The sequence below is a fragment of the Flavobacterium flevense genome, from assembly GCF_900142775.1.
Classification (GTDB): domain Bacteria; phylum Bacteroidota; class Bacteroidia; order Flavobacteriales; family Flavobacteriaceae; genus Flavobacterium; species Flavobacterium flevense.
In genome coordinates, this window is the sequence record NZ_FRCC01000020.1 from 1 (window position 1) to 20,764 (window position 20,764).

Genomic DNA, 20,764 nt, shown 5'->3' on the forward strand with positions numbered 1-20,764 from the left:
GGTCATTTTGCTCCGGAATTAGGTGGTCATTTTGAATTGGAATCAGGTGGTCACTTTAAATTGGAATTGGGTGGTCAATATCACTGGAATTTGCACTATTGATATAAAGCAATTCAAAAAAATATACATATGGAATTTTCAGAATATCAAAATAATGCTAAAAGTACAATTCAAGACTATGTTAAAGGAAAGGAAGTTAATAAAATAGTTCCTTTTCTCGGATTGATTGGAGAAGCAGGATCAGTTATAAGTGAACTTAAAAAAAATTTAAGAGATGGTAATGCTTATATAAATTACACTAATAAACTTCAAGAAGAATTGGGTGATGTGTTATGGTATATCTCTACTATCGCCACAGAAAACAACTTATCATTAGAGAATATTGCAAAGGATAATTTAAATAAAATTAAAGATCGTTTTGATTCTGAACAACCTGAAAATTTTATAGTTTATGATGAAAAGTATCCTCTCGATGAACAATTCCCAAGAGAATTTGAAGTGGAATTCAAAGTAGTTAATGAAGATGGGAAAGAAAAAATTAGATTAATTAATAACACATCTAAAAAACAATTAGGTGATGATATAACAGATAACTCACATAAGGATGATGGTTATCGATTTCATGATATTTTTCATTTAGGATATGTCGCTTTTCTTGGTTGGTCACCAGTTATAAGGAAGCTAATGAAGATCAAAAGAAAAAGTGATGAAGCTACAGATGAAGTTGAAGACGGAGCTCGTGCATCAATTACAGAGGAACTTATAAGTTTATATATTTATAATTATGCAATAGATCACCAACTATTTAAATACAGTAATAATGTAGATTCAGAAGTTTTAAAAACAATCCAAAAATTGGTAAGTGGAATTGAAGTAGAAAACTGTACACAAAAACAATGGGAAACAGCTATAATAAATTCTTATAAAGTTTTAGATGAATTAAAAAACAACAATGGAGGTCGTGTTTTAGTGAGTATAAAAAACAAAAGGCTTACTTATTTAGGAAAAATTTAATATCATATTAAAGAAACTTATTTATAGAACTAATAACAACGTTGCCAAAATCAATGGAGATTATAAACAAAAAAATAGTACCTAAAACTAGTAAGGTATATAATACCTACTGGAATTTTATAGCTAAAAGACAAGATGTCTTTTATAAAAGATTAAAAAAAATTGAATACCCTTGGTCTGAAGACAATATTCTAAATAATTATAAATTTACTAATGTATACCGGGCAACAGACAGGGTTAGTCAATATTTGATTAATAATATAATTTATAAAGGTAGTCAGGATATTGAAGAAATATTTTTTAGAATTATTTTATTCAAAATTTTTAATAGAATATCAACTTGGGAATTTCTAGAACACGAATTAGGAGATATTACATTAAAAGATTACTCTTTCAAAAAATATGATGAATTATTATCTGATGTCCTTTTAAGTAAGAATCCTATTTACTCTGCTGCCTATATAATGGCATCTGGTAAATCAACTTTTGGTTGGGAAAGAAAACATCAAAACCATCTAAAGTTAATTGAAAAGATGATTAGTGAAAAATTACCTTTTCAACTTCAAAATTCTCAAAACATGCAAGAGGCATATAGATTGCTGTTATCTTATCCAACTATAGGTGAGTTTTTAGCATATCAATATGTTACAGATTTAAATTACAGTAATATCACTAATTTTACTGAAATGGAATTTGTAAAAGCTGGTCCAGGAGCAAAAGATGGCATCACAAAATGCTTCACAAGTCTAGGGGATTATTCTTATGAAGACATTATAAAGATGGTGGCAGATAATCAAGAAATTGAATTTGAACGATTAGGATTAAATTTTCAAAATTTAGGGGGAAGAGATTTACAATTAATTGATTGTCAGAATGTTTTTTGTGAAGTAGACAAGTATTCAAGAGTTTTTCATCCTGAAATTACAGGACTATCAAATAGAACACGTATTAAACAAAAATTTTCATTACAGAAGAAAGAAGAAATTAGCTTTTTTTTTCCACCTAAATGGAATATTAATAACTTGATTTGAAACATCTAAATTATGAGTACATCAAAAAATCTTTTTATAAGCCATCATCATAAAGATGATACAGCAGTTACAAATTTCACAAAGTTATTAGCTGGTAAAGAATATGGTATTAGAAATAGTTCTATTAGAGCTAATCCAAAAAATCAAGATAAATTAGATAAAAAGCAAATCCCTGAACAAACTTTGAAGCGTCTTTTAAGAATGAAAATGCGTTGGGCGGGTACAGTAGTTGTTCTAATCGGTTCACAAACTCATTCAAGAAAATGGGTGAATTGGGAAATTGAACAAGCAGCTAAACTAGGAAAAAGAATTGTTGGTGTATTTATGCATGGAGGTAAAGATTCGGATATACCTGAAAATCTAGAAAAATTTGGTGATGGTTTAGTTGGTTGGAATTCAGAAAAAATTATTGATGCAATTGAAGGTAAAGATGTTGGATGGTGCAATTCAAGTGGACAACCGAGAACACCAGTAAATAATGTCAAAAGAATAGCCTGTCAATAATGAGTATTTATGCGTATAAAATTACTCGTGATTATGGTTTTGCTCCAAATCCATTTGGAGAATATTGTACATTAGCTTGTTGCAAACCTCATTTAAGAAGAAAAGCTTCTGTTGGAGATTGGATAATTGGCACTGGTGCTGTTGAAAATGGGTTATTGTATCATATAATTTTCCTAATGAAAGTTACAGAAAAAATAACATTTCAAGAATATTGGGAAAATCCTAGATTTAAAAATAAAAAGCCTGTTATAAACGGAAGTTTGAAACAACTGCATGGGGATAACATTTATTCTAAAGATAAAAATAATGATTGGCATCAATTAGATTCTCATCATAGTGATTATGAAGGTAAGTTAAATGAAAAGAATAAAAAGCAAGATCTAAGTGGAAAATATGTGTTGATTTCTACCGAGTTTTCTTATTTTGGAAATAAAGCATGGAGAGTGCCTTCTAAATACTCTGATTTGTGTCCATCTAATAATATTAGGGATAGGGATTATAAGACAATTATTAATGAAGATTTAGCAATTGAACTAATAAACGGAATTTTAAAAGATTTTGGTTCTGGCTTAAATGGTACACCAATTCATTGGAAAGAGTATGAACAACAAAAACTATTTTAATTAAATGGCTTTAAATCGATATTACTACCCAACAAAGTATGAATCCAGAAATAAGGTTTTGTCTTTGGGAATAAAATGTGTGTTCATATCACACCAACAGAAAGATAAAGATGCTGCAAAGAAGATTGTAGATTATTTGATAGAAGCAGGTATTGATGTTTATTTTGATGATTATGATGGGGATTTAAGAATTCATCATCAATCTAATAATGCTAAGGCTGTTACTGATTCAATCAGAAAAGGAATAAACAACAGTTCTCATATGCTTGTGGTGGTTTCTCCTAATACATTATATTCTACTTGGGTACCTTTTGAAATAGGCTATGGTTATGATAAAACCGACTTGTTTGTGTTATGTCTTAAAGGAATTCCTAAAGGAGGATTACCTGAATATGTAAGATCTGCTACTATTGTTAGAGATATTTATGATCTAAATAATCTGGTTAGTAGAATCTCAAAAATCGATAAAGAAATTCTACTTAAAACAAAAATGTTGAGTGATTATGGCAGTTATACAAATCCTCTTTCCAATGTAATGGATGCTATGATAAGTGATCCATACAATTAATTTAAGATAAAGCATTATGGCTAAATGGGAAGATTATGTAATTACGAAATTATCTTTTAACGAAGAAGGAAATTCAATTGATAAAGTTATTGTCCATGATGATTTTGAAGAGCATATAGGTGATGCAATGCTTAAGAATCGCCAGTGGTTGGTAGAACAAGCTAATAAAGGAAAAACTTTTTGTTGTGCCGAAAAAAAAATTGGCGGTTGGTCAAGAATTTGTCCATTTATACGGAAAGTTGATGGTGGATTTAATTGGAGTACAACACTTCCAAAAGAAATAGTTAAAAGAAAGACATTTATAAGCTATTATCATTATGAAGATCAAGATTACAAAGAGAGGTTTAAGAATTTATTTGGAGATTTAGTAACTCACAAATCTGTCGAAGACGGTGATATAAACTCGGATAACTCAGATGGATATATAAAACAATTAATTCAAAAAGGTTATTTAGCAGACACAACTGTTTTGGTCGTTTTAATTGGTCTAAATACAAAACATCGGAAACATATTGATTGGGAAATATCAGGAGCATTGAATTATAAAGTTGGAGATAAATATTCTGGGTTATTAGGTTTAATATTACCCAATCATTCTGATTTTGGAACAAGTAGGGCTAACTATGACTTAATGCCAACTAGATTAGCAGATAATTTTAGATCAGAATATGCAGTTATAAAAGATTGGACAGATGATAGGATAAAAATGCAAGAATATATTGAACTCGCATTTGCTAAAAGAAATACACATTCTGATAATATAGATAATACTTTAAAACAAATGACAAAAGACACCAATGAATAATATTGAATATCCACTAAATATATATGTAGTTTGGCATCCTAATTTCGAAGCTGGAAAAAAAATTGCAGAAGAACTGTATTCTACATTTTGTCGAGATTATCAAAACCCTCTATCAAGAGGGATTAATATTCCAGTTTATTTTAGATATTCAAAACTAGAAAATAATAAACCTTTAGAAATAGACTTATCAAATGCAGAAAAGAACGCCATCGTGTTACTTATAGATGAGGAATATATCTTGGATGAAGATTTTCGCTCATATACTGAAGAGCTTACTAAAAAAATTGATGATGATAATAGAATATTTCCTATCTCACTTTGTAACAAAGCTTATTCTATAGGTTGTGGACTAAGTACTCTTCAATTTACCGATGGGACAAAGTTTTTTGAAAAAGATTTAAATCTTCAAAATAAAAAAGATTTAGAAAAGTCTATTAAGAAAATTAAAACAGAATTGTTGCACGATTGTTCTAGACTTATTTTAAATTTTCATCCTAAACAAAAAGATAAAGAGCAGCACAGAATAGGTTCTCCTGTGAAATTATTTTTAAGTCATGCTAAGAAAGATGGTGAAAATACTACAATAAAATTTAAACAGTTTATCGAGAAAAATCTCAAACTTGATGTGTTTTTTGATACTGTAGATATTGCAAATGGATATGATTTTGCAGAACAATTTGAGCAAGAAATTAAGCACTCAGCCTTAGTAGTTTTTCATACAGACGAATATTCAAACAGAGAATGGTGCCGAAGGGAAATATTGATTGCAAAGAAACATAAATCACCTATAGTCGTTGTACATAATATAATAGATGGAGAGAAAAGAGCCTTCCCATACCTAGGAAACATGCCTACAACAGTCATCGGAAAGAAAGAAATTATAGGGTTTTATAAAATTGTAAACTTGACATTATATCAGGTCTTAAATAATTTATATCAAAATAGACTTTTAGAATGGTATTCTAATATGGGTACGAATGATAATAATGAAATTAAGGTGATAACTTCTCCTCCTGAGTTATTTAACTTTTTAGATATAAAGAAATATAAAGAAAATTTAGGGAGTAAAAAACTAATTATATTGTATCCTGACCCTCCTTTAGGACTAGAAGAACTGAACATTTTAAATGAATTAGATGAAGATGTAGAATTTACAACCCCTATTAACTTGAGCTTATGAAAGAAGAAAAAATAGATATATCAGGCGTAGATTCAGATTTAATTTCACAAGAAAAAAATCAAGCTAAAAAATCAAGAATATTAAATGGGAAAAAAATTGCCATTTCAGTATCGGTAAATGAAGATTTAGATAAAATAGGATTTTCAGAGCAGCATTTGAATGATATCTCCATTGAAATAGCAAGATACATTATTGCCAATGACGGTGTAGCTTTGTATGGTGGCGACTTAAGAGAAAATGGTTTTACTTATTATTTTTCAGAACTTTCGAACCAATATAAAAAGGCAAATGATAAAAATTTCAAGTTTGTTAACTATTTTGTATTTCCTAATACCCGACGTTTAACACGTGATGTAAAGATAGATTTTTATTCAAAACAAATTGAAATAAAAGAAATTTCAGTTCCAAAAACTGTTTCAATTATCGAACATAAAGAATATAATCCCTCAAAGTCTATAGAAGACCGATATTCGTTTTGTGAATGTTTCAAAGAAATGAGAGTTCAAATGGCTAAAGACTGTTCAGCTAGAATTTTAATTGGAGGAAAAACTACAAATTATTTAGGCTATATACCTGGAGTAATTGAAGAAGCCCTTTATACTTTAAAAGAAAATAAACCCCTATTTTTAGTCGGAGGATTTGGTGGAGCTACTAAAAAATTAATAAAATTAATTAAAGGTGAAGATGTTGAAGAATTAACTAATAATTTTCAATATAACACTGATTTTCTAATCGAATTTAAAGACTATATTTATTCTAAGTGTGACTATGCTGATTTTAATAAATTAAAAGAAGAGCTTTTAAAATTCAATCTTAATAAGTTATCCGAATTAAATAAACTTAGCGTTGAAGAAAATGAAATATTGTTTTCTAGTAAAAACATACATGAAATAGTGTATTTAATAATGAAAGGGTTACGGAGATTATAAAATACTTAGAGTTGAAAACGAAGGTTAACTGAAATCTTTATGAACTACTTTGTAATTAAATATTACTAAATAACAATTTAAGATTCTGAAAAATATTGGGGAGTTCATATAAACTCCCCAATATCAAAATCCTCAAAATCATTTTTCCGCAAAGTGGAAGAACCGGTTTCTGTTTCAGAAGAAAGGCTACTGTCCAATAGCTCGGCTATTTTACGGGAAGCACTTTCCATAGAATTTTCCAGTAGGTCGAATAATTCGGTTCCTTGTATTTTTTGAACAATTGCAACCGCTGTTTCCTTTTGAGAGGACTCCAATTTTTCTTTTTGCAGCAGCATCCCCACGGAGCTTAGTTCTTCAAAGGTAACGCCTTGGGCAAAACCGTTATCACCATCGGATATTCCATAACTATTCCATTCTTCTGCCTCGTCCTCAAAATCAGGTATATTTCCATAAACTTCATCCAGCTCTTCCTGCGGAATTTGACTCTCGATATCTTGATCATCAATTTCAAAATCAAAATTATCCGTTTTATCTTCCTGCTTTTTATTTTGACTTTCATTGGTATTGTTTGGCACTGAAAGGTTTCTTTGAGTTTTGGGCTGCCCCATGATATCGGGCAAGTTTGGATTTGTTTTTTCCTGCGTTGGCTTTTGCTCCACTCCTATCTTGATAACAATCTTATCCTGCAAAAGCAGAGCAATTACAATCAGTAAACATATTACAATTACTATTTCCATGGCTTATAAAATAGGTTTGTACTTATCATTAAAACTCTTGGTTATCTGCTCTCCAAATTCCTGAAAATGGTAGTTCAACAAATTATCCAAATAAGCATAAATAGTGATTTTGTCTTCTCCAATCACCTGAACAATTCGGGACAGTTTCTCGTGAAAATCGGGCCGAATATACACTGTTTTTCCATCACGGGCATTGGTGTCTGGTCTTTTGAAAAAAATGCTTTCATAATCCGGTTCACTTGTCTTTTTGACTCTCGTCTTTTCTTTAATTTCTAATTTTGCAGATGGTAATTCTTTAGGGTTTGGGACTTCCTTTTGCGAGCCTTCGGTCAGTTCTGGTGGAAGCTGTAAGCCTTCCTTTTTTATACCATCAACCATCAGGTTCATCATCAACTCCTCGTTAATTTCAGGAGCCACTTTTCTCTTATTATCTTTCTCCATAAACTATAATTGAATGATTTTTAAAAATTCATTTATAAATGAATCTAACTGACAAGCCTTCATCAAACGTTCATCTGGCGGCATAACCGTAGAGCGAAATACAGTTTTGCTATTCTCTTCGCTTTCTTTACGAAAACGAGTGCTATTTTTAATTTGGCTTTGCATTAAGCTTAATCCCAATTGTTCAATAAGTTGGTTATAAACATCATATAAGGGTGTACTTTCCCTGCCATCCACTTGATTCCAAAACAGATTAATAGTTTCTATGGAAGTCTTCCCTTTTTTCATAATCACATCCTGTAAAAGCTGTGTAAATACAAGCGTACTCTCCATCACCAAACGATCGGCTGTAATAGGCGTAAAAATGTGGTGCATTCCTGCCAATGCTTTGAGTATTCCGGGAGTGTTCACCGTTCCGGGAAGATCGAAGAAAATAACATCAATAGGTATTGAAGAATTATTCAAAAATTCCTGAGCCGTTTCCAATACGCTTTCTGCTTTGTGTTGCATAATGGGATAGGCTTTTTTGTTAATGGTGGTAAATTGTTTGTACGCCAACTTTTTCAAATGCTCATTTTCCATTACCATAGCGAGATCACGGGATTTCATTTTCATCAAACTGTGCTGTGGAAAATCGGCATCAAATACGGCAACATTGTAGCCCAAACGATAGTGCATTGTACTGGCAATAAGTGTTGTAAATGTACTTTTGCCTACACCTCCTTTTTGAGAAGAAAAGGCAATAAATATTGTTTTGTGATTTGCATTCATATTTAACGGTTTTAAAATTATTTATATATCCAATTACTCAAGTATTTATATCAGTAGTCATTTACTCATTACCGCATATAAGTTTATCTCTATGTACAGCATTATATAGTTAGGCAAGTACTTAACAAGCTGTTTAGGTATTAGAATATGCCTTTATAACTGCATGTAGATAAATAGGCATTTATCAACTTACTTATACGCCTATCTAAATTTGTATAACTGTACTTTTCTATGCAATTATATTGTTACCTCCGTACCTACTTATATCCTTATGTCTATTTATAAGTACAAAGAAATACAGCTATGTATTTGCTTTTATTCTCGTGGTAGTAATTGGCATTTACTGGCAATTCTTGGCTAATCTTCACATCACAACAATCCTGTATTCAATCATTTACTTTGTATAAAACAGTAATCAGATAAGTCAATGGAAAGATTAAATCAGTATTGGGATAACAACTGGAACGGCATGAAGCAGTTTTTCCCTGCTTTATTGAATCCGTCCCGAAGGGTGGATTATCTGTTCGCCAGAACAGAGCAAGTTGTGTTTTGAGGCACTCGAAATGAATTCCGTGCCTCAAAACAACTTGCCCTTTTAGGGGCTAAAAACACTCTCCGAAGTCGGTGTTTTGTGAAATTTACAAATGGATTAGTGATGGATGAACAAGAGAACAACAAACAGCACAAAGGTGGCAGGAATCCCAAAAAGAATCCGAGCATTCATCGTTATGTTTTTCGTTTAACTGATGAAGAAAACGCCAAATTTCTTTCCCTTTATGAAGCTTCAGGAGTTGATAATAAAGCTCATTTTATTACTTCCATCCTATTTGAAAAACAAATAAAAACAGTAAAAATTGATATGGCTGCTATGGATTACTACATGCGATTAACCACTTTGTATGGTCAATTTCGTGCCGTTGGCGTTAATTACAATCAGATTGTGAAAATACTATACCGTAATTTTTCTGAAAAGAAAGCAGCTGCCTACCTGTTTAAATTAGAGAAACAAACAACAGAATTAGCAAAATTATGTCACGAGATTATAAAGTTAACTGAGGAATTTGAAGCCAAACATTTGGTTAAAAATGAATAAAGATGATAGCAAAGATTGGTCGCGGAGCAAATATTATTGGAGCACTTTCTTATAATCAGCTCAAAGTTGATCAGGAAAATGGTGAAATATTGTCCACTCATAGAATAAGAGAAACTATCGATGGAAAACATTCAATTTCCCAATTATACCAATCTTTCGAACCTTATCTGATTGCAAATAAACGAACGGAAAAACCCGTGCTACATATCTCACTCAACCCTAATCCAAGAGATAATGTAAGTGATGAAGATTTCAAACAAATAGCAAAAGATTATATGGAACGTATGGGCTATGGAGACCAGCCTCATGTGGTTTTTAAACATACCGATATTGAACGAACTCACATTCATATTGTATCGACCTGTGTAGATCGTAACGGTAAAAAAATACCAGACAACTATGAAAAATTACGTTCTATGGATGCCTGTCGTGCCTTGGAACAACAATACAAACTAATTCCAGCAACTGAAAAAAATCGGAATCCAAAAGAAGAACTATTCAGACCAATTGACTACAAGGTAGCAAATGTAAAGAGTCAAATAGCCTCGGTAGTTCGACATTTACCAAAGTATTATCATTATCAAAATTTAGGGACTTATAATGCCCTACTTTCACTTTTCAATATTACTGCAGAGGAAGTAAAAGGCGAATTACACGGACAAACTAAACAAGGATTAGTCTATTTTGCTCTGAATGAGCAGGGAGAAAAAGTAAGCAATCCATTCAAAGCATCTCTTTTTGGTAAACAGGCAGGACTGGAAGTTTTACAAAAACATTTCGAGAAGTCGAAAGAAAAAATAAAAACAGAAACGGCAAAAGACATTCTAAAAAAGACAATCGAAGTTGGAATCCACACCACCTCCAACGAAACCGAATTTAAGAAACAATTGCTGGAGCAAGGCATTAATACTGTTGTTCGCAGGAATCACGAAGGACGAATTTACGGGATTACATTTATTGACCATGAATCACGCAGCGTATGGAACGGATCACAATTGGGTAAAAACCTTTCTGCTAACATTTTTAATGATTGTTGGAATAAAGAAATTACTCAAAAGCGCCAAGATGCAATACATGACAATATAAAGATTACATCTCCCGAAAGCACTAACACTACAAAACCAGAAACTGAAAAACCACATACGCTTTTTGATTTTCTTAATAAAGATCAGTCAACCCAAACTCAATCTGATTTTGGTTTTATGGAAAGTCTTGGTAGTTTATTACCAGAAGCACAAGCAGAAGATTATGAAGAACAGCAATTTGCTAATAAAATGAAGAAAAAGAAAAAAAGCAGAAGACCTGGAAACAAAAAATAAAATGTATTTGTCTATTACCTTATCGCCAAATGAATCCAATAAAAGCCAAGTACTTCTTTATTCTTCCAAGTAGATTACTTCCCTACTAAATTGAACAAAACATTTAATTTATCAAAGTATGCAAGGAGAAGACGATTTAAGAGGGTTAGCCAAAATAATGGCTTTCATGCGTGCAGTGAGCATCATTCTGGTTTTAATGCACTTTTACTGGTTTTGTTATAGCTTTTTTCTAGAAAGAGGTTGGACATTACAAGTCATCAATAAGATATTAGGTAATTTTCAAAGGACAGCAAATTTATTTTCTCATACTTTATATTCCAAGCTCTTCGCATTAGTCTTACTTGCGTTGAGCTGTTTGGGAACAAAAGGAGTAAAAAATGAAAAGATTACCTGGACTAAAATCTATACAGCCCTAGTTATCGGCTTTATACTTTTCTTTCTAAATACATTCTTACTTAAGTTATCTTCAAAATTAGCGACTTCATTATACATTCTAACAAGCTCGATAGGTTACATTGCTTTAATGGTGGCTGGTGTATGGATTAGCCGTTTGCTCCGCACGAATCTCATGGATGATGTATTCAATAACGAAAATGAAAGTTTCATGCAAGAAACTAAATTGATGGAAAATGAATATTCGGTTAATCTTCCCACCAAGTTTTATTATAAAGGCAAATGGAATGAAGGATGGATCAATGTAGTAAATCCTTTCAGAGCCTCCATTGTGTTGGGAACACCTGGATCAGGTAAGAGTTATGCCATTATAAACAATTACATCAAACAACATATCGAAAAGGGATTTTCGATGTACATCTATGATTTCAAATTCGATGATCTTTCTACCATTGCCTACAATCATTTGTTGAAGCATACCGATAAATATGAAGTAAAACCAAAATTCTATATTATCAATTTTGATGATCCTCGCAGGAGCCATCGTTGCAATCCTATCAATCCAGATTTTATGACGGACATCTCCGATGCCTATGAATCGGCCTATACTATCATGCTGAACCTTAATCGAAGTTGGATACAAAAACAGGGAGACTTTTTTGTTGAATCTCCAATAATTCTGTTAGCTGCCATCATCTGGTTTTTGAAAATCTATGATAATGGAAAGTACTGTACATTTCCTCATGCTATTGAGTTACTCAATAAAAAATATATAGATGTATTTACTATCCTTACTTCTTATCCAGATCTCGAAAACTACCTATCCCCTTTTATGGATGCCTGGCAAGGCGGAGCACAAGATCAATTGCAAGGACAAATCGCTTCAGCTAAAATACCTTTGTCCAGAATGATTTCACCTCAACTTTATTGGGTAATGACTGGAGATGATTTTTCATTGGACATCAATAATCCGAACGAACCTAAAATACTTTGCGTTGGAAATAATCCTGATAGACAGAATATCTATTCGGCTGCATTAGGTTTATACAATTCGAGAATTATAAAACTAATCAATAAGAAAGGACAATTAAAAAGTTCAGTTATTATTGATGAATTACCAACCATCTATTTCAGAGGATTAGACAACCTGATAGCTACTGCCAGAAGTAATAAGGTGGCGGTTTGTTTGGGCTTTCAAGATTATTCACAATTAACACGCGATTACGGTGACAAAGAAAGTAAAGTTATTCAAAACACCGTGGGTAATATCTTTAGTGGACAAGTGGTAGGAGAAACTGCCAAAAGCTTATCAGAACGTTTTGGTAAAGTGTTACAGAAAAGACAAAGTATGACCATTAATCGAAACGATAAATCAACCTCTATATCTACACAATTAGACAGTCTAATACCTGCTTCAAAAATTTCCACATTGACTCAAGGAATGTTTGTAGGGGCTGTTTCAGATAACTTTGACGAACGTATTGAACAGAAAATTTTCCATTCTGAAATCGTAGTTGATAATGAAAAAGTAGCTTCAGAAACTAAAGCTTATAAAAAAATACCCGAGATTTTATCTTTCATTGATAAAAATGGCGAAGATAAAATGAAAACCGAAATTGAAGCCAATTACAGGCAAGTAAAACAAGATATTCTCCTTATTATTGAAAGTGAATTGGAACGTATAAAAAACGATCCTGATTTACAGCATTTGGTGCAGGAAAGTTAATTAATCCCAGATAATTAGGAGACTAATCAATTCATTGAATTATAAAAAATTAGTCAATTATTAAATTCTTCGTCCTATTTCTATTAAATCGTGTAGTGGTGTTTCTATTGAACCGTATTCGTTTTTTAAAATATTCAATACTAAATCAGGACTATATGGCTTTTAATTTCAGATGAGTTTTAACATTCTTTACATCTACTTTTTCACATTCTTCTTGCTCTACCGCTTTTCTGTTTTCAGAAGGAGCTATCGATGATTGAATCTTTCTGTCAATGGCAGCCAATTCATTTTTTATTTCATTTAATTTATTCTCTTTAGTCCAGTTGCTATTAACTACTTCCTGCAGTATCGGAAGATCTTTTTTCAATTCAGCAATTTTCTTTTGCTCGTTTTCTATTAGACTTGGGATTTTCCCTAAAGCATTAATAAAATTCAATGCTGCTGTTTTGGGTTCTGAAGCCATATTTCCATTATTATAAGTATACTTAATCCCTCCTTCTCCTTCAATAAAAAAGCGATTATCTCTTTCTAACCTACCTAAATTCGTTTCTGATAATTCTGTTTTTACCAACAAACTAAAACCATACAAACTACCAATTTCTTCATACTGTCCGGCAGTACGGGCTTTGTCAGCCAGTTGGTTGAGCTTAGCTCCAATTTGTTTAACATCGGCATTGATAGGCAGATCGTTAAGCTGAACAGGATTCAACAACGTTCCATCAGGACGCTTTTGAACTCTTTGTTGTAAATTGTCCCAATCCAAAATAAACCGATTCAAGCGAGACTGAGCAGTTTCCAATGTAGCAGTAATATCCTCAATTTTATACTTAGAGCTAAACTTAGAACGATTAAATGCTTGCCGCTCACTCTCTAATCCTGCAAGCTGTTTTTCCAATTTTGCTTTATCTAAGAGATCCGTATTTCCCGAAAGGATGGCTACATATTCAGAAAAATTCATACCTGATTTTTCATCCATACCGCCTTCGTCAATGGTTCGTTTTCCTAAATTATTATTTTTTAACTGATCTATAAAAAGCTGTTTATTGTATAATAAATTGAATTTATAACTATCCAATGATTTTTCAACAGCATAGATAATCACATCTACCTTATTATTGGCAAAAAATTTAGCAATCTCATTTCCTTTACGAATTGCCCTTCCGTCTCTTTGGGCAAGATCACTTGGTCGCCATGGTGTATCCAAGTGATGAACTGCAACAGCTCTCTTCTGAGCATTAACACCAGTTCCAAGCATATCAGTTGATCCAAATAGGACTCTAATTTTTCCCTCATTCATTGAACTTATCAATTCCTTTCGATGCTTATCTGTTTTTGCTTCTTGTATAAAGCGTACTTCATGAGATGGGATATTATGATTCTGAACCAACTTTCTTTTAATTTCTGCATACACGTTCCATTCAGTGGGCTTATATGTTCCCAAATCTGAAAAAACAAACTGAGTTCCTCTCTGTGCATTAAATTTATTGTAATAACTTGCAATTTTTGCTGCACAATGAGAAGCCTTATTGTCTGGATGGTCTTCATACTTTTGGCTAATCATTCGCATGTCAAGTGACATCTTTCGAGCGTAATCCGTAGCGATTAGCATTTTTGCTTTTTCTTCTCTGTCTGTAAGTGGAGCTCTTCCTAATAACGTTGCATTACCTGATTTTGCAAACTCCATCAAATTTTTAATAAATACTTCCTGTTGGGGTGTTGGTGGAATATTGTGAAGTATTTCATTTTTTTCGGGACGGTCAATGCCGATGTCTTTTGCTGTTCGGTAATCGGTTATTTCTGAATAGAATTGAGCCAGTTCTGGTACTTTTATAAAATATCGGAAGCGTTCTTTTTGAACGATATTATTGGCCACCGAAAATTCATAATCGGTAGTCTTACGGGCGTAAATAGCCGCCCAGGCATCAAAACAGTTGATCCCTTGTTTTTCCAATGCCTGTGGACGCAGGTATTTAAAGAGCAGGTATAATTCTGTCAGTGAATTACTAATTGTTGTACCTGAAAGAAAGGTTGCCCCGAGATCTTTTCCTGTTCGTTCTTGTATGGTTCGTAAAGCAAAAAGTAAGTTCAGTGCCTTTTGACTTCCTTGCATATTTCCCAATCCAGCAACTCTTTCATGACGAGTATTAAACATTAAATTTTTAAAACGGTGACTTTCATCTACCAATAAATGGTCAATGCCCATCATCTTAAAATCAACTATATCATCCTTTCTATTTTCTATGTCATGTTCCAGCGTTTTGAGCTTGACTTCAAGATTTTGTTTACGCACAATAACACCTTTGAGCATTGCTCTTGAAATATCTTTTCCCTGTTTTTCTAAAGCAGCAAGATTTTCTTCTACACTACTCAACTCTGTTTGCAGAATTTCTTTCTGCATCTCAGAAGATTGTGGTATCATACCAAATTGGTCATGTGTAAGTATCACACAATCCCAATCATTATTCTTTATATCACCAAAAATTCGTTGGCGTTTTTGAGGTGTAAAATCTTCTTTTCCCGGATACAATATCTTAGCGTGAGGATAAGCAGTTCGGTATGTTTCAGCTATCTCATGTACATTAGCTTTTAAACCAATAATCATTGGTTTATGTACCATAGCTAACCGTTTCATTTCTTGGGCAGCTGTACACATAATCAATGTTTTCCCAGCACCTACTTCATGGTCACATATTGCCCCAGCATTCAGCTTTATCATCCATACCGCATCTTTTTGACTGGAATAGAGGTCTTCAATACCTAATGCCTTTCTGTCCAGTCCCGGGAACTCCTGATGACTACCATCATATTGCGGACGAACAAAACAATTGAAGGTGTTATTGTACTGATTGGTTAATTTAATTTTAAAGGTATCGTTTTGGGCATGCAACCAATCAGTAAAAGCAGTTCTAATTTCATCGATTTTAGAGTTCGCTATCTGTATCGCCTCCATATCCTTTACCTTGACTTCCTTATCGCCAATTATAATCTTTTTTGTAATATCAGGTGTAGTATTAACCAATGCGTGCCTCAATAGGGTGATACCATCAAAAGTTCTACTTTCTGATTTTGCGGCATATTTATCTCTTATATGAGCATTTTTTTGATCACAATTAATAGCAAAATCATCTGTGTTTTCTGAATAGAAAACAGAAACATCCGTATCATAAAGATGAGATGCGAAGTCGGAATATATTTCTGTGGGAATCCAACGTTCTCCAAAATTAAAATCCAGTTCTTCAAATTCAATTCTTCTGGGTTTGGCCTCTTCCAAAGCAGCAAGACTTTCTCTGGCTTGACTATCTTCGGGATTATTATTGATGTATTCCTGTAGCTGATTGGCTTTTTCTACAACATTTCCAGAAACCCAGCGTTCTGAGATTTCATATTCTTTTTCTAAAGGATTATAAAAAATTCGTCCTTTGAGTGCTTCTTTAAGATTATCGGATGTCATACCACTCACCTGCGACATATAAACTAGATTAACTTTTCCATACTGATTCAGTGAAGCTGCCAAAGCTTCATCAGGATTATCAGTCGCTAATGTGCGAGTAGAAAAACTAACTGGACGTTGAAAAAAATCTGCCTTATGCACAACACCTCCAATAACCCGTTCTAAAGAAGAAATTTCTTTACCCGAAACGTCAGTTTTAATCAGTTTTATATTCTCTGCATTGTTAAGATTACCGTATTTTTTAACAAAATTATCATATAGTTTATTTAGTTTTTCTCTCTCTTCTCTATGCTCCGTTTTTAGCTCAGCTTCGCGATTGTAAAGCCTTTGATAAACATCCCTTAAATCAATATAAGCAGCTGCTCTCATTCTTTGAGGCGTAGAAAGATGCAAAGGATGAAACATAGCTTTTCCAACCTCTAAATCTACATTTCTCAGATAGCCTACAAATCCATTATTATCTTTGACAAGGCATTCCTCTCGATAAAAAATTTCGATTTCTCCTATATAGGGTGAAGGACTCGATGGCATTACAGCTACACTAGGAGTAATTGTTTTGGCTGTTTCCAAATTCTGATCATCCAAGTTTGTTTGTGAGAATAAATCCCCGATGATTAGATTGTTGCTAATTGTTTGTGTTTTTCTTTGGATACTTGGCTTTTGATGTACTTGTTGGATTGTCATCGTATTATCAAATAAACTAGCTTGCTTTTTGTCAATATTTTGTTTTGCAATGTTCGTTTTATTTTTAATTCGAGGCTTTGGACGGTTAATTTTAGCTGGTATAGCTGTTTCAAACAAATCAAATAAATTTAGTTGGATTTGAGATCCATTATCTTTTTGGATTTGTGGAGAGAGTCTTATTTCAGAATTTGAGATTATGCTTTTTTCCGTTTGAATAATTGGTTTTGTCTGTAATGAAATCGTTGAGGATATTGTTAATTTATCAGACGGAAGACCATTGTATAGATTTAGGTCTAAATGAGTAGAGAAATCATCCTTCAGTATTCTCTTAAGATCGATAGTAATTCCCTCAATACCTCCTTGATGTTCATATATCATTGTAGGCTTACCATATGGATCCGTTCCCTGATATGACTTGGTATGAACAATCAGATCAGGATTACTCAATAGAATATTAGTTGAACCTTTTTCAGAATTAGTATTCGTTTCACAAAACTCCTTTTCCCTTAATGACACACTAATTTTAGCAGTATCTTTTTGGAGAACAATTAAATCACTCCCCACTTCAGTACCGGCATAATCCGTAAAAAGATTATTTGGTAAACGTATAGCAGAAATCAATTTATAATCTTTCATCAATCCCTCACGGATAGCTAAGTTACCATGGCTATTGAGTACACCTTGTGAAGTGATAAAAGCCAAGATACCTCCTTCGCGAAGCATATCACCTCCTTTTAGAAAGAAATAATTATGAATGCTTCTGGCTGCCTGAACTCTTGCTGGATCCTTACTACGGGAATACGATAAATCGAATACAGACACTTCTCCAAAAGGAATATTACTTGTAACCAAATCATAACTTTTATGCTCTCTTTCGGGAATTGATTCAAAACCTCGAGTATGTATATTGACATCGGGATAAATATGCTGTAAAATCTTTCCGGTTAACAGTTCCTTTTCATAGGCAGAAATTTCGTTAATCTCACCAAAAGAGTTCTTAAAAGCTTCAATAAAAGAACCTGAACCTGCGGAGGGCTCAAGCTTACGCTTAATCTCTATTCTGTTTTCTTTCAAAATATCTGCAAGAGCTGAAATAATTGCAGGAGGTGTATAAAAAGCCGTAAGGATCGAATTACGCATACTATCCACATAGAGACGGTATTGTTTATAATCGACTGCGTTTTCCTTAAGCAACCTGTGTAATTCTTGGGTAAGTGGGAACAGAGAATGTTCCGTTTTTCGCCAATGATTAATATCTACAGCATTTTCTATAGGGTTAAGCACGAACTTTAGACCGCCAAATCCGCTGTATTGCATCATTAACTGTCTTTCCTCTTCAGTAGCTTTTCTATTCTCTTTTTCAAGTTTAAAAGCAATCCTAAGAGCATCAATATTCGTTTGGAGATGTTGTCGTTTATTGAAGCCCATTTTCTTCTATCCAAATTGCTATAGTTCCAGTTAGCTCCGTATAAAGAAGTTCATAATCAGTACTGTCAACAAATTCCTGACTTAGCTTATACCGCTGAAATACGGATTCACAAATAGTCCGTATTTTAAGAGCAAATGATCGTAATTCTTCATCTCCCATAATGCTATCAAACTCGTTTATCACGACTTTAAATACTGTGTCGAATTTGGAAAAGTCCAGTCCTTCAAACAGCGTATAATTAGCTATTTCATCACATTGTGCGATGGAATTACCTGCTTTGAATGCTTCTTCGTAAATATGAGCTGCCCGCTGTGAACGGTCTTCTATAAATTTGGTATCCCATGCTTTTTCAGGAAAGCTCGTATTGAGTAATTCTTGCAGTCTCAAAGAGAAATAGGAAAGTTTTTTTGGTAGCATATCCATAAATCTTTTCATTTTATTAAATGAATAAATATAGAATGCTTATAGTAACATGCAGAATATTTGGTACGGTTTGACTTTTATTGGCTACAAATTGTCTCTAAAACAAATCAAAGATTACCTATAAAAATTTATTGAAACTAAATTAGATTTGATAAGTAATTACTATTTTTACAATTGATATAAAATAAATCTCTTATGAAAGAACTAATTGAAAAAATCGCTACAGAATTTGAAACATTCAAATCGGATGCAGAATTACAAACAGAAAAAGGAAATAAAGCAGCAGGAACTAGAGCTCGTAAAGCTTCTCTGGAAATAGAAAAGCTTTTAAAAGAATTTAGAAAAACTTCTTTAAACGAGTCAAAAAAATAAAATCAAAATGGCTGTCTCATACTCTGAAACAGCCATTTTTTTTAGTTTTATAATTCGGATCAAAAACGAAAGCAATCAATGAATTACCACCTTTTTTGAATAAAAAGAATTCTTTATTTGTTTTTTTTCTTTTTAGGAAAAGTAAAAGTGGTCTCCCCTTTTTCATCCATTTCGATATAAGCCTCGAATTTTTTCCCTGATTTACTGGTCATACCTTTTAGGAGATTGGTTTTGCCCTTAGTTAGCAATGTTTCCAAGTCTAAAAAGCTTAACTGTATCCCGCATATATTCCGGAACTGTACCCAATTACAGTTTTCATCTGGACATTTTATCAATTTATCCCGAATTACTAATTTCTGAATTTTACATCTTGGACAAATCAGTTCTGGTTGTTTCTCTTTTTCAACAGAAAAAGCGAGTATTTCTTGTGTGATAGTCTTGGTATAATCTTCCATCCCTTTTTGAAATACTGCGACATCTATTTCGTTATTTTCGATTTTTTGCAAAGCTATTTCCCACTCTGCTGTCATAGTAATATCAGCAATCTTTTTATCTTTTACCCATTCGTAAACCTTCAATCCTTTTTCTGTAGGTAGTAAGAACTTCTTATCCCGTTTGATATACTCTCTTTTAAAAAGTGTTTCAATAATAGCTGCTCTTGTTGCCGGAGTTCCAATTCCTATTTCTTTTAATACTTTTCGCTCTTGTTCACTTTGAATCTGATTGCCTGCATTTTCCATTGCTCCCAACAAACTAGCCTCAGTATAAAGAACAGGTGGCTTGGTTTGTTTCTCCAAAACTTTCGCTTCTTTTGTCTTTAACTCATCACCTATTTTTAGTTCCGGTAAATCTTGGACAGCATTGTTTTCTTCATCGACAAAACTTCCTTTAATGAATCTCCAACCTGCATCTATAATTTTACATCCTCTTAGAGAAAAATCATAATGTGCCGCTTGCATGACAACATCCGTTATCTCTTTAATACAAACAGGAGAGACTGCTTCGAGTAAACGATAGGCAATCATTTCATAAATGGCTTTCTCTTTTGCAGCTAAAGCTGAAGGCATCTTATCTGTAATCAATAAACCATGATGATCGGTTACTTTTAGGTCGTTAACGATACGCTTATTCAAACGTCCTCTTTTAATTTTAGGCACTATTTCTCGAAACTTATCCATTTCTTCTAATATCCCTATTAACTGCGGGATTTCTACCCAAATATCTTCGGGAATATATTTACTCCCGGTACGCGGATAACTAATAAATTTCTT

Annotated in this window: 18 protein-coding genes; 12 read left to right on the top strand and 6 right to left on the bottom strand. The window is 32.9% G+C overall.

Going from position 1 to position 20,764, the window contains the following annotated elements:
* Positions 1–129: 129 nt before the first annotated feature.
* Genes BUB89_RS17420 through BUB89_RS17455 form a run of 8 tightly spaced genes read left to right on the top strand, consistent with a single transcriptional unit; the run spans position 130 to position 6,654 of the window.
* On the top strand, positions 130–1,014 hold the full coding sequence (locus BUB89_RS17420) for a nucleoside triphosphate pyrophosphohydrolase family protein (RefSeq protein ID WP_073247468.1): 885 nt from the start codon (positions 130–132) through the stop codon (positions 1,012–1,014).
* A gap of 53 nt (positions 1,015–1,067) precedes the next feature.
* Positions 1,068–2,045 (top strand): nucleotide kinase domain-containing protein, encoded by a 978-nt coding sequence (locus BUB89_RS17425; protein WP_073247470.1) that lies wholly within the window; start codon positions 1,068–1,070, stop codon positions 2,043–2,045.
* A gap of 12 nt (positions 2,046–2,057) precedes the next feature.
* On the top strand, positions 2,058–2,549 hold the full coding sequence (locus BUB89_RS17430; protein ID WP_073247472.1) for a TIR domain-containing protein: 492 nt from the start codon (positions 2,058–2,060) through the stop codon (positions 2,547–2,549).
* On the top strand, positions 2,549–3,172 hold the full coding sequence (locus BUB89_RS17435; protein ID WP_073247474.1) for an Nmad2 family putative nucleotide modification protein: 624 nt from the start codon (positions 2,549–2,551) through the stop codon (positions 3,170–3,172). Before BUB89_RS17430 ends, BUB89_RS17435 begins: the two co-directional genes overlap by 1 nt.
* Before the next feature lie 4 nt (positions 3,173–3,176).
* Entirely contained in the window at positions 3,177–3,740 is a 564-nt protein-coding gene (locus BUB89_RS17440; protein WP_073247476.1) for a toll/interleukin-1 receptor domain-containing protein, read from the top strand.
* Positions 3,741–3,756: 16 nt separating this feature from the next.
* Positions 3,757–4,545: a TIR domain-containing protein gene (locus BUB89_RS17445; protein ID WP_073247478.1), complete on the top strand. Its 789-nt coding sequence runs from the start codon at positions 3,757–3,759 to the stop codon at positions 4,543–4,545.
* Positions 4,538–5,725: a toll/interleukin-1 receptor domain-containing protein gene (locus BUB89_RS17450; protein WP_073247480.1), complete on the top strand. Its 1,188-nt coding sequence runs from the start codon at positions 4,538–4,540 to the stop codon at positions 5,723–5,725. Before BUB89_RS17445 ends, BUB89_RS17450 begins: the two co-directional genes overlap by 8 nt.
* Entirely contained in the window at positions 5,722–6,654 is a 933-nt protein-coding gene (locus BUB89_RS17455; protein WP_073247482.1) for a hypothetical protein, read from the top strand. The genes BUB89_RS17450 and BUB89_RS17455 overlap by 4 nt, the downstream gene beginning before the upstream one ends.
* A gap of 104 nt (positions 6,655–6,758) precedes the next feature.
* On the opposite strand, the gene BUB89_RS17460 is transcribed toward BUB89_RS17455, so the two are convergent.
* From BUB89_RS17460 to BUB89_RS17470, 3 genes are read right to left on the bottom strand one after another with little or no spacing between them, the layout of a single operon-like run.
* Positions 6,759–7,391: a conjugal transfer protein TraD gene (locus BUB89_RS17460; protein WP_073247484.1), complete on the bottom strand. Its 633-nt coding sequence runs from the start codon at positions 7,389–7,391 to the stop codon at positions 6,759–6,761.
* A gap of 3 nt (positions 7,392–7,394) precedes the next feature.
* Positions 7,395–7,832 carry a DUF3408 domain-containing protein gene (locus BUB89_RS17465; RefSeq protein WP_073247485.1) on the bottom strand — a complete coding sequence of 146 codons (438 nt, stop codon included), beginning with the start codon at positions 7,830–7,832 and terminating at the stop codon, positions 7,395–7,397.
* A 3-nt stretch (positions 7,833–7,835) separates the two neighbouring features.
* Positions 7,836–8,603: a ParA family protein gene (locus BUB89_RS17470; protein WP_073247487.1), complete on the bottom strand. Its 768-nt coding sequence runs from the start codon at positions 8,601–8,603 to the stop codon at positions 7,836–7,838.
* Positions 8,604–9,258: 655 nt separating this feature from the next.
* Here BUB89_RS17470 and mobA point away from each other — a divergent pair.
* The 3 genes from mobA to mobC all read left to right on the top strand — a co-directional run bounded on the left by mobA (position 9,259) and on the right by mobC (position 13,134).
* Positions 9,259–9,696: a conjugal transfer protein MobA gene (gene mobA / locus BUB89_RS17475; protein WP_073247489.1), complete on the top strand. Its 438-nt coding sequence runs from the start codon at positions 9,259–9,261 to the stop codon at positions 9,694–9,696.
* 2 nt (positions 9,697–9,698) lie between these two features.
* Positions 9,699–11,015, top strand: a complete 1,317-nt coding sequence (mobB, locus tag BUB89_RS17480) for a conjugal transfer protein MobB (RefSeq protein ID WP_073247490.1) — start codon at positions 9,699–9,701, stop codon at positions 11,013–11,015.
* 118 nt (positions 11,016–11,133) lie between these two features.
* Positions 11,134–13,134 (top strand): conjugal transfer protein MobC, encoded by a 2,001-nt coding sequence (gene mobC / locus BUB89_RS17485; protein WP_073247492.1) that lies wholly within the window; start codon positions 11,134–11,136, stop codon positions 13,132–13,134.
* 151 nt (positions 13,135–13,285) lie between these two features.
* Here mobC and BUB89_RS17490 read toward each other — a convergent pair whose 3' ends face one another.
* The gene (locus BUB89_RS17490) at positions 13,286–18,697 is read right to left on the bottom strand and encodes a helicase-related protein (protein WP_073247494.1); all 5,412 of its coding nucleotides are present in this window, start codon (positions 18,695–18,697) and stop codon (positions 13,286–13,288) included.
* Positions 18,684–19,121 carry a DUF1896 domain-containing protein gene (locus BUB89_RS17495; RefSeq protein WP_073247496.1) on the bottom strand — a complete coding sequence of 146 codons (438 nt, stop codon included), beginning with the start codon at positions 19,119–19,121 and terminating at the stop codon, positions 18,684–18,686. Before BUB89_RS17495 ends, BUB89_RS17490 begins: the two co-directional genes overlap by 14 nt.
* Positions 19,122–19,316: 195 nt before the next feature.
* Between BUB89_RS17495 and BUB89_RS17500 the strand changes: the two genes are divergently transcribed.
* On the top strand, positions 19,317–19,493 hold the full coding sequence (locus BUB89_RS17500) for a histone H1 (RefSeq protein ID WP_055091131.1): 177 nt from the start codon (positions 19,317–19,319) through the stop codon (positions 19,491–19,493).
* 113 nt (positions 19,494–19,606) lie between these two features.
* On the opposite strand, the gene BUB89_RS17505 is transcribed toward BUB89_RS17500, so the two are convergent.
* A partial coding sequence (locus tag BUB89_RS17505; RefSeq protein WP_200806847.1) for a type IA DNA topoisomerase occupies positions 19,607–20,764 on the bottom strand: 1,158 nt, incomplete at its 5' end.

Bases quoted from the DNA above. Each gene is read 5' to 3' on its own strand.
- mobB (WP_073247490.1), top strand. From the start codon at position 9,699: ATGATAGCAAAGATTGGTCGCGGAGCAAATATTATTGGAGCACTTTCT.
- mobA (WP_073247489.1), top strand. From the start codon at position 9,259: ATGGATGAACAAGAGAACAACAAACAGCACAAAGGTGGCAGGAATCCC.
- BUB89_RS17425 (WP_073247470.1), top strand. From the start codon at position 1,068: ATGGAGATTATAAACAAAAAAATAGTACCTAAAACTAGTAAGGTATAT.
- BUB89_RS17460 (WP_073247484.1), bottom strand. From the start codon at position 7,391: ATGGAAATAGTAATTGTAATATGTTTACTGATTGTAATTGCTCTGCTT.
- BUB89_RS17435 (WP_073247474.1), top strand. From the start codon at position 2,549: ATGAGTATTTATGCGTATAAAATTACTCGTGATTATGGTTTTGCTCCA.
- mobC (WP_073247492.1), top strand. From the start codon at position 11,134: ATGCAAGGAGAAGACGATTTAAGAGGGTTAGCCAAAATAATGGCTTTC.
- BUB89_RS17450 (WP_073247480.1), top strand. From the start codon at position 4,538: ATGAATAATATTGAATATCCACTAAATATATATGTAGTTTGGCATCCT.
- BUB89_RS17495 (WP_073247496.1), bottom strand. From the start codon at position 19,121: ATGGATATGCTACCAAAAAAACTTTCCTATTTCTCTTTGAGACTGCAA.
- BUB89_RS17490 (WP_073247494.1), bottom strand. From the start codon at position 18,697: ATGGGCTTCAATAAACGACAACATCTCCAAACGAATATTGATGCTCTT.
- BUB89_RS17430 (WP_073247472.1), top strand. From the start codon at position 2,058: ATGAGTACATCAAAAAATCTTTTTATAAGCCATCATCATAAAGATGAT.
- BUB89_RS17470 (WP_073247487.1), bottom strand. From the start codon at position 8,603: ATGAATGCAAATCACAAAACAATATTTATTGCCTTTTCTTCTCAAAAA.
- BUB89_RS17455 (WP_073247482.1), top strand. From the start codon at position 5,722: ATGAAAGAAGAAAAAATAGATATATCAGGCGTAGATTCAGATTTAATT.
- BUB89_RS17445 (WP_073247478.1), top strand. From the start codon at position 3,757: ATGGCTAAATGGGAAGATTATGTAATTACGAAATTATCTTTTAACGAA.
- BUB89_RS17440 (WP_073247476.1), top strand. From the start codon at position 3,177: ATGGCTTTAAATCGATATTACTACCCAACAAAGTATGAATCCAGAAAT.
- BUB89_RS17465 (WP_073247485.1), bottom strand. From the start codon at position 7,832: ATGGAGAAAGATAATAAGAGAAAAGTGGCTCCTGAAATTAACGAGGAG.
- BUB89_RS17420 (WP_073247468.1), top strand. From the start codon at position 130: ATGGAATTTTCAGAATATCAAAATAATGCTAAAAGTACAATTCAAGAC.
- BUB89_RS17500 (WP_055091131.1), top strand. From the start codon at position 19,317: ATGAAAGAACTAATTGAAAAAATCGCTACAGAATTTGAAACATTCAAA.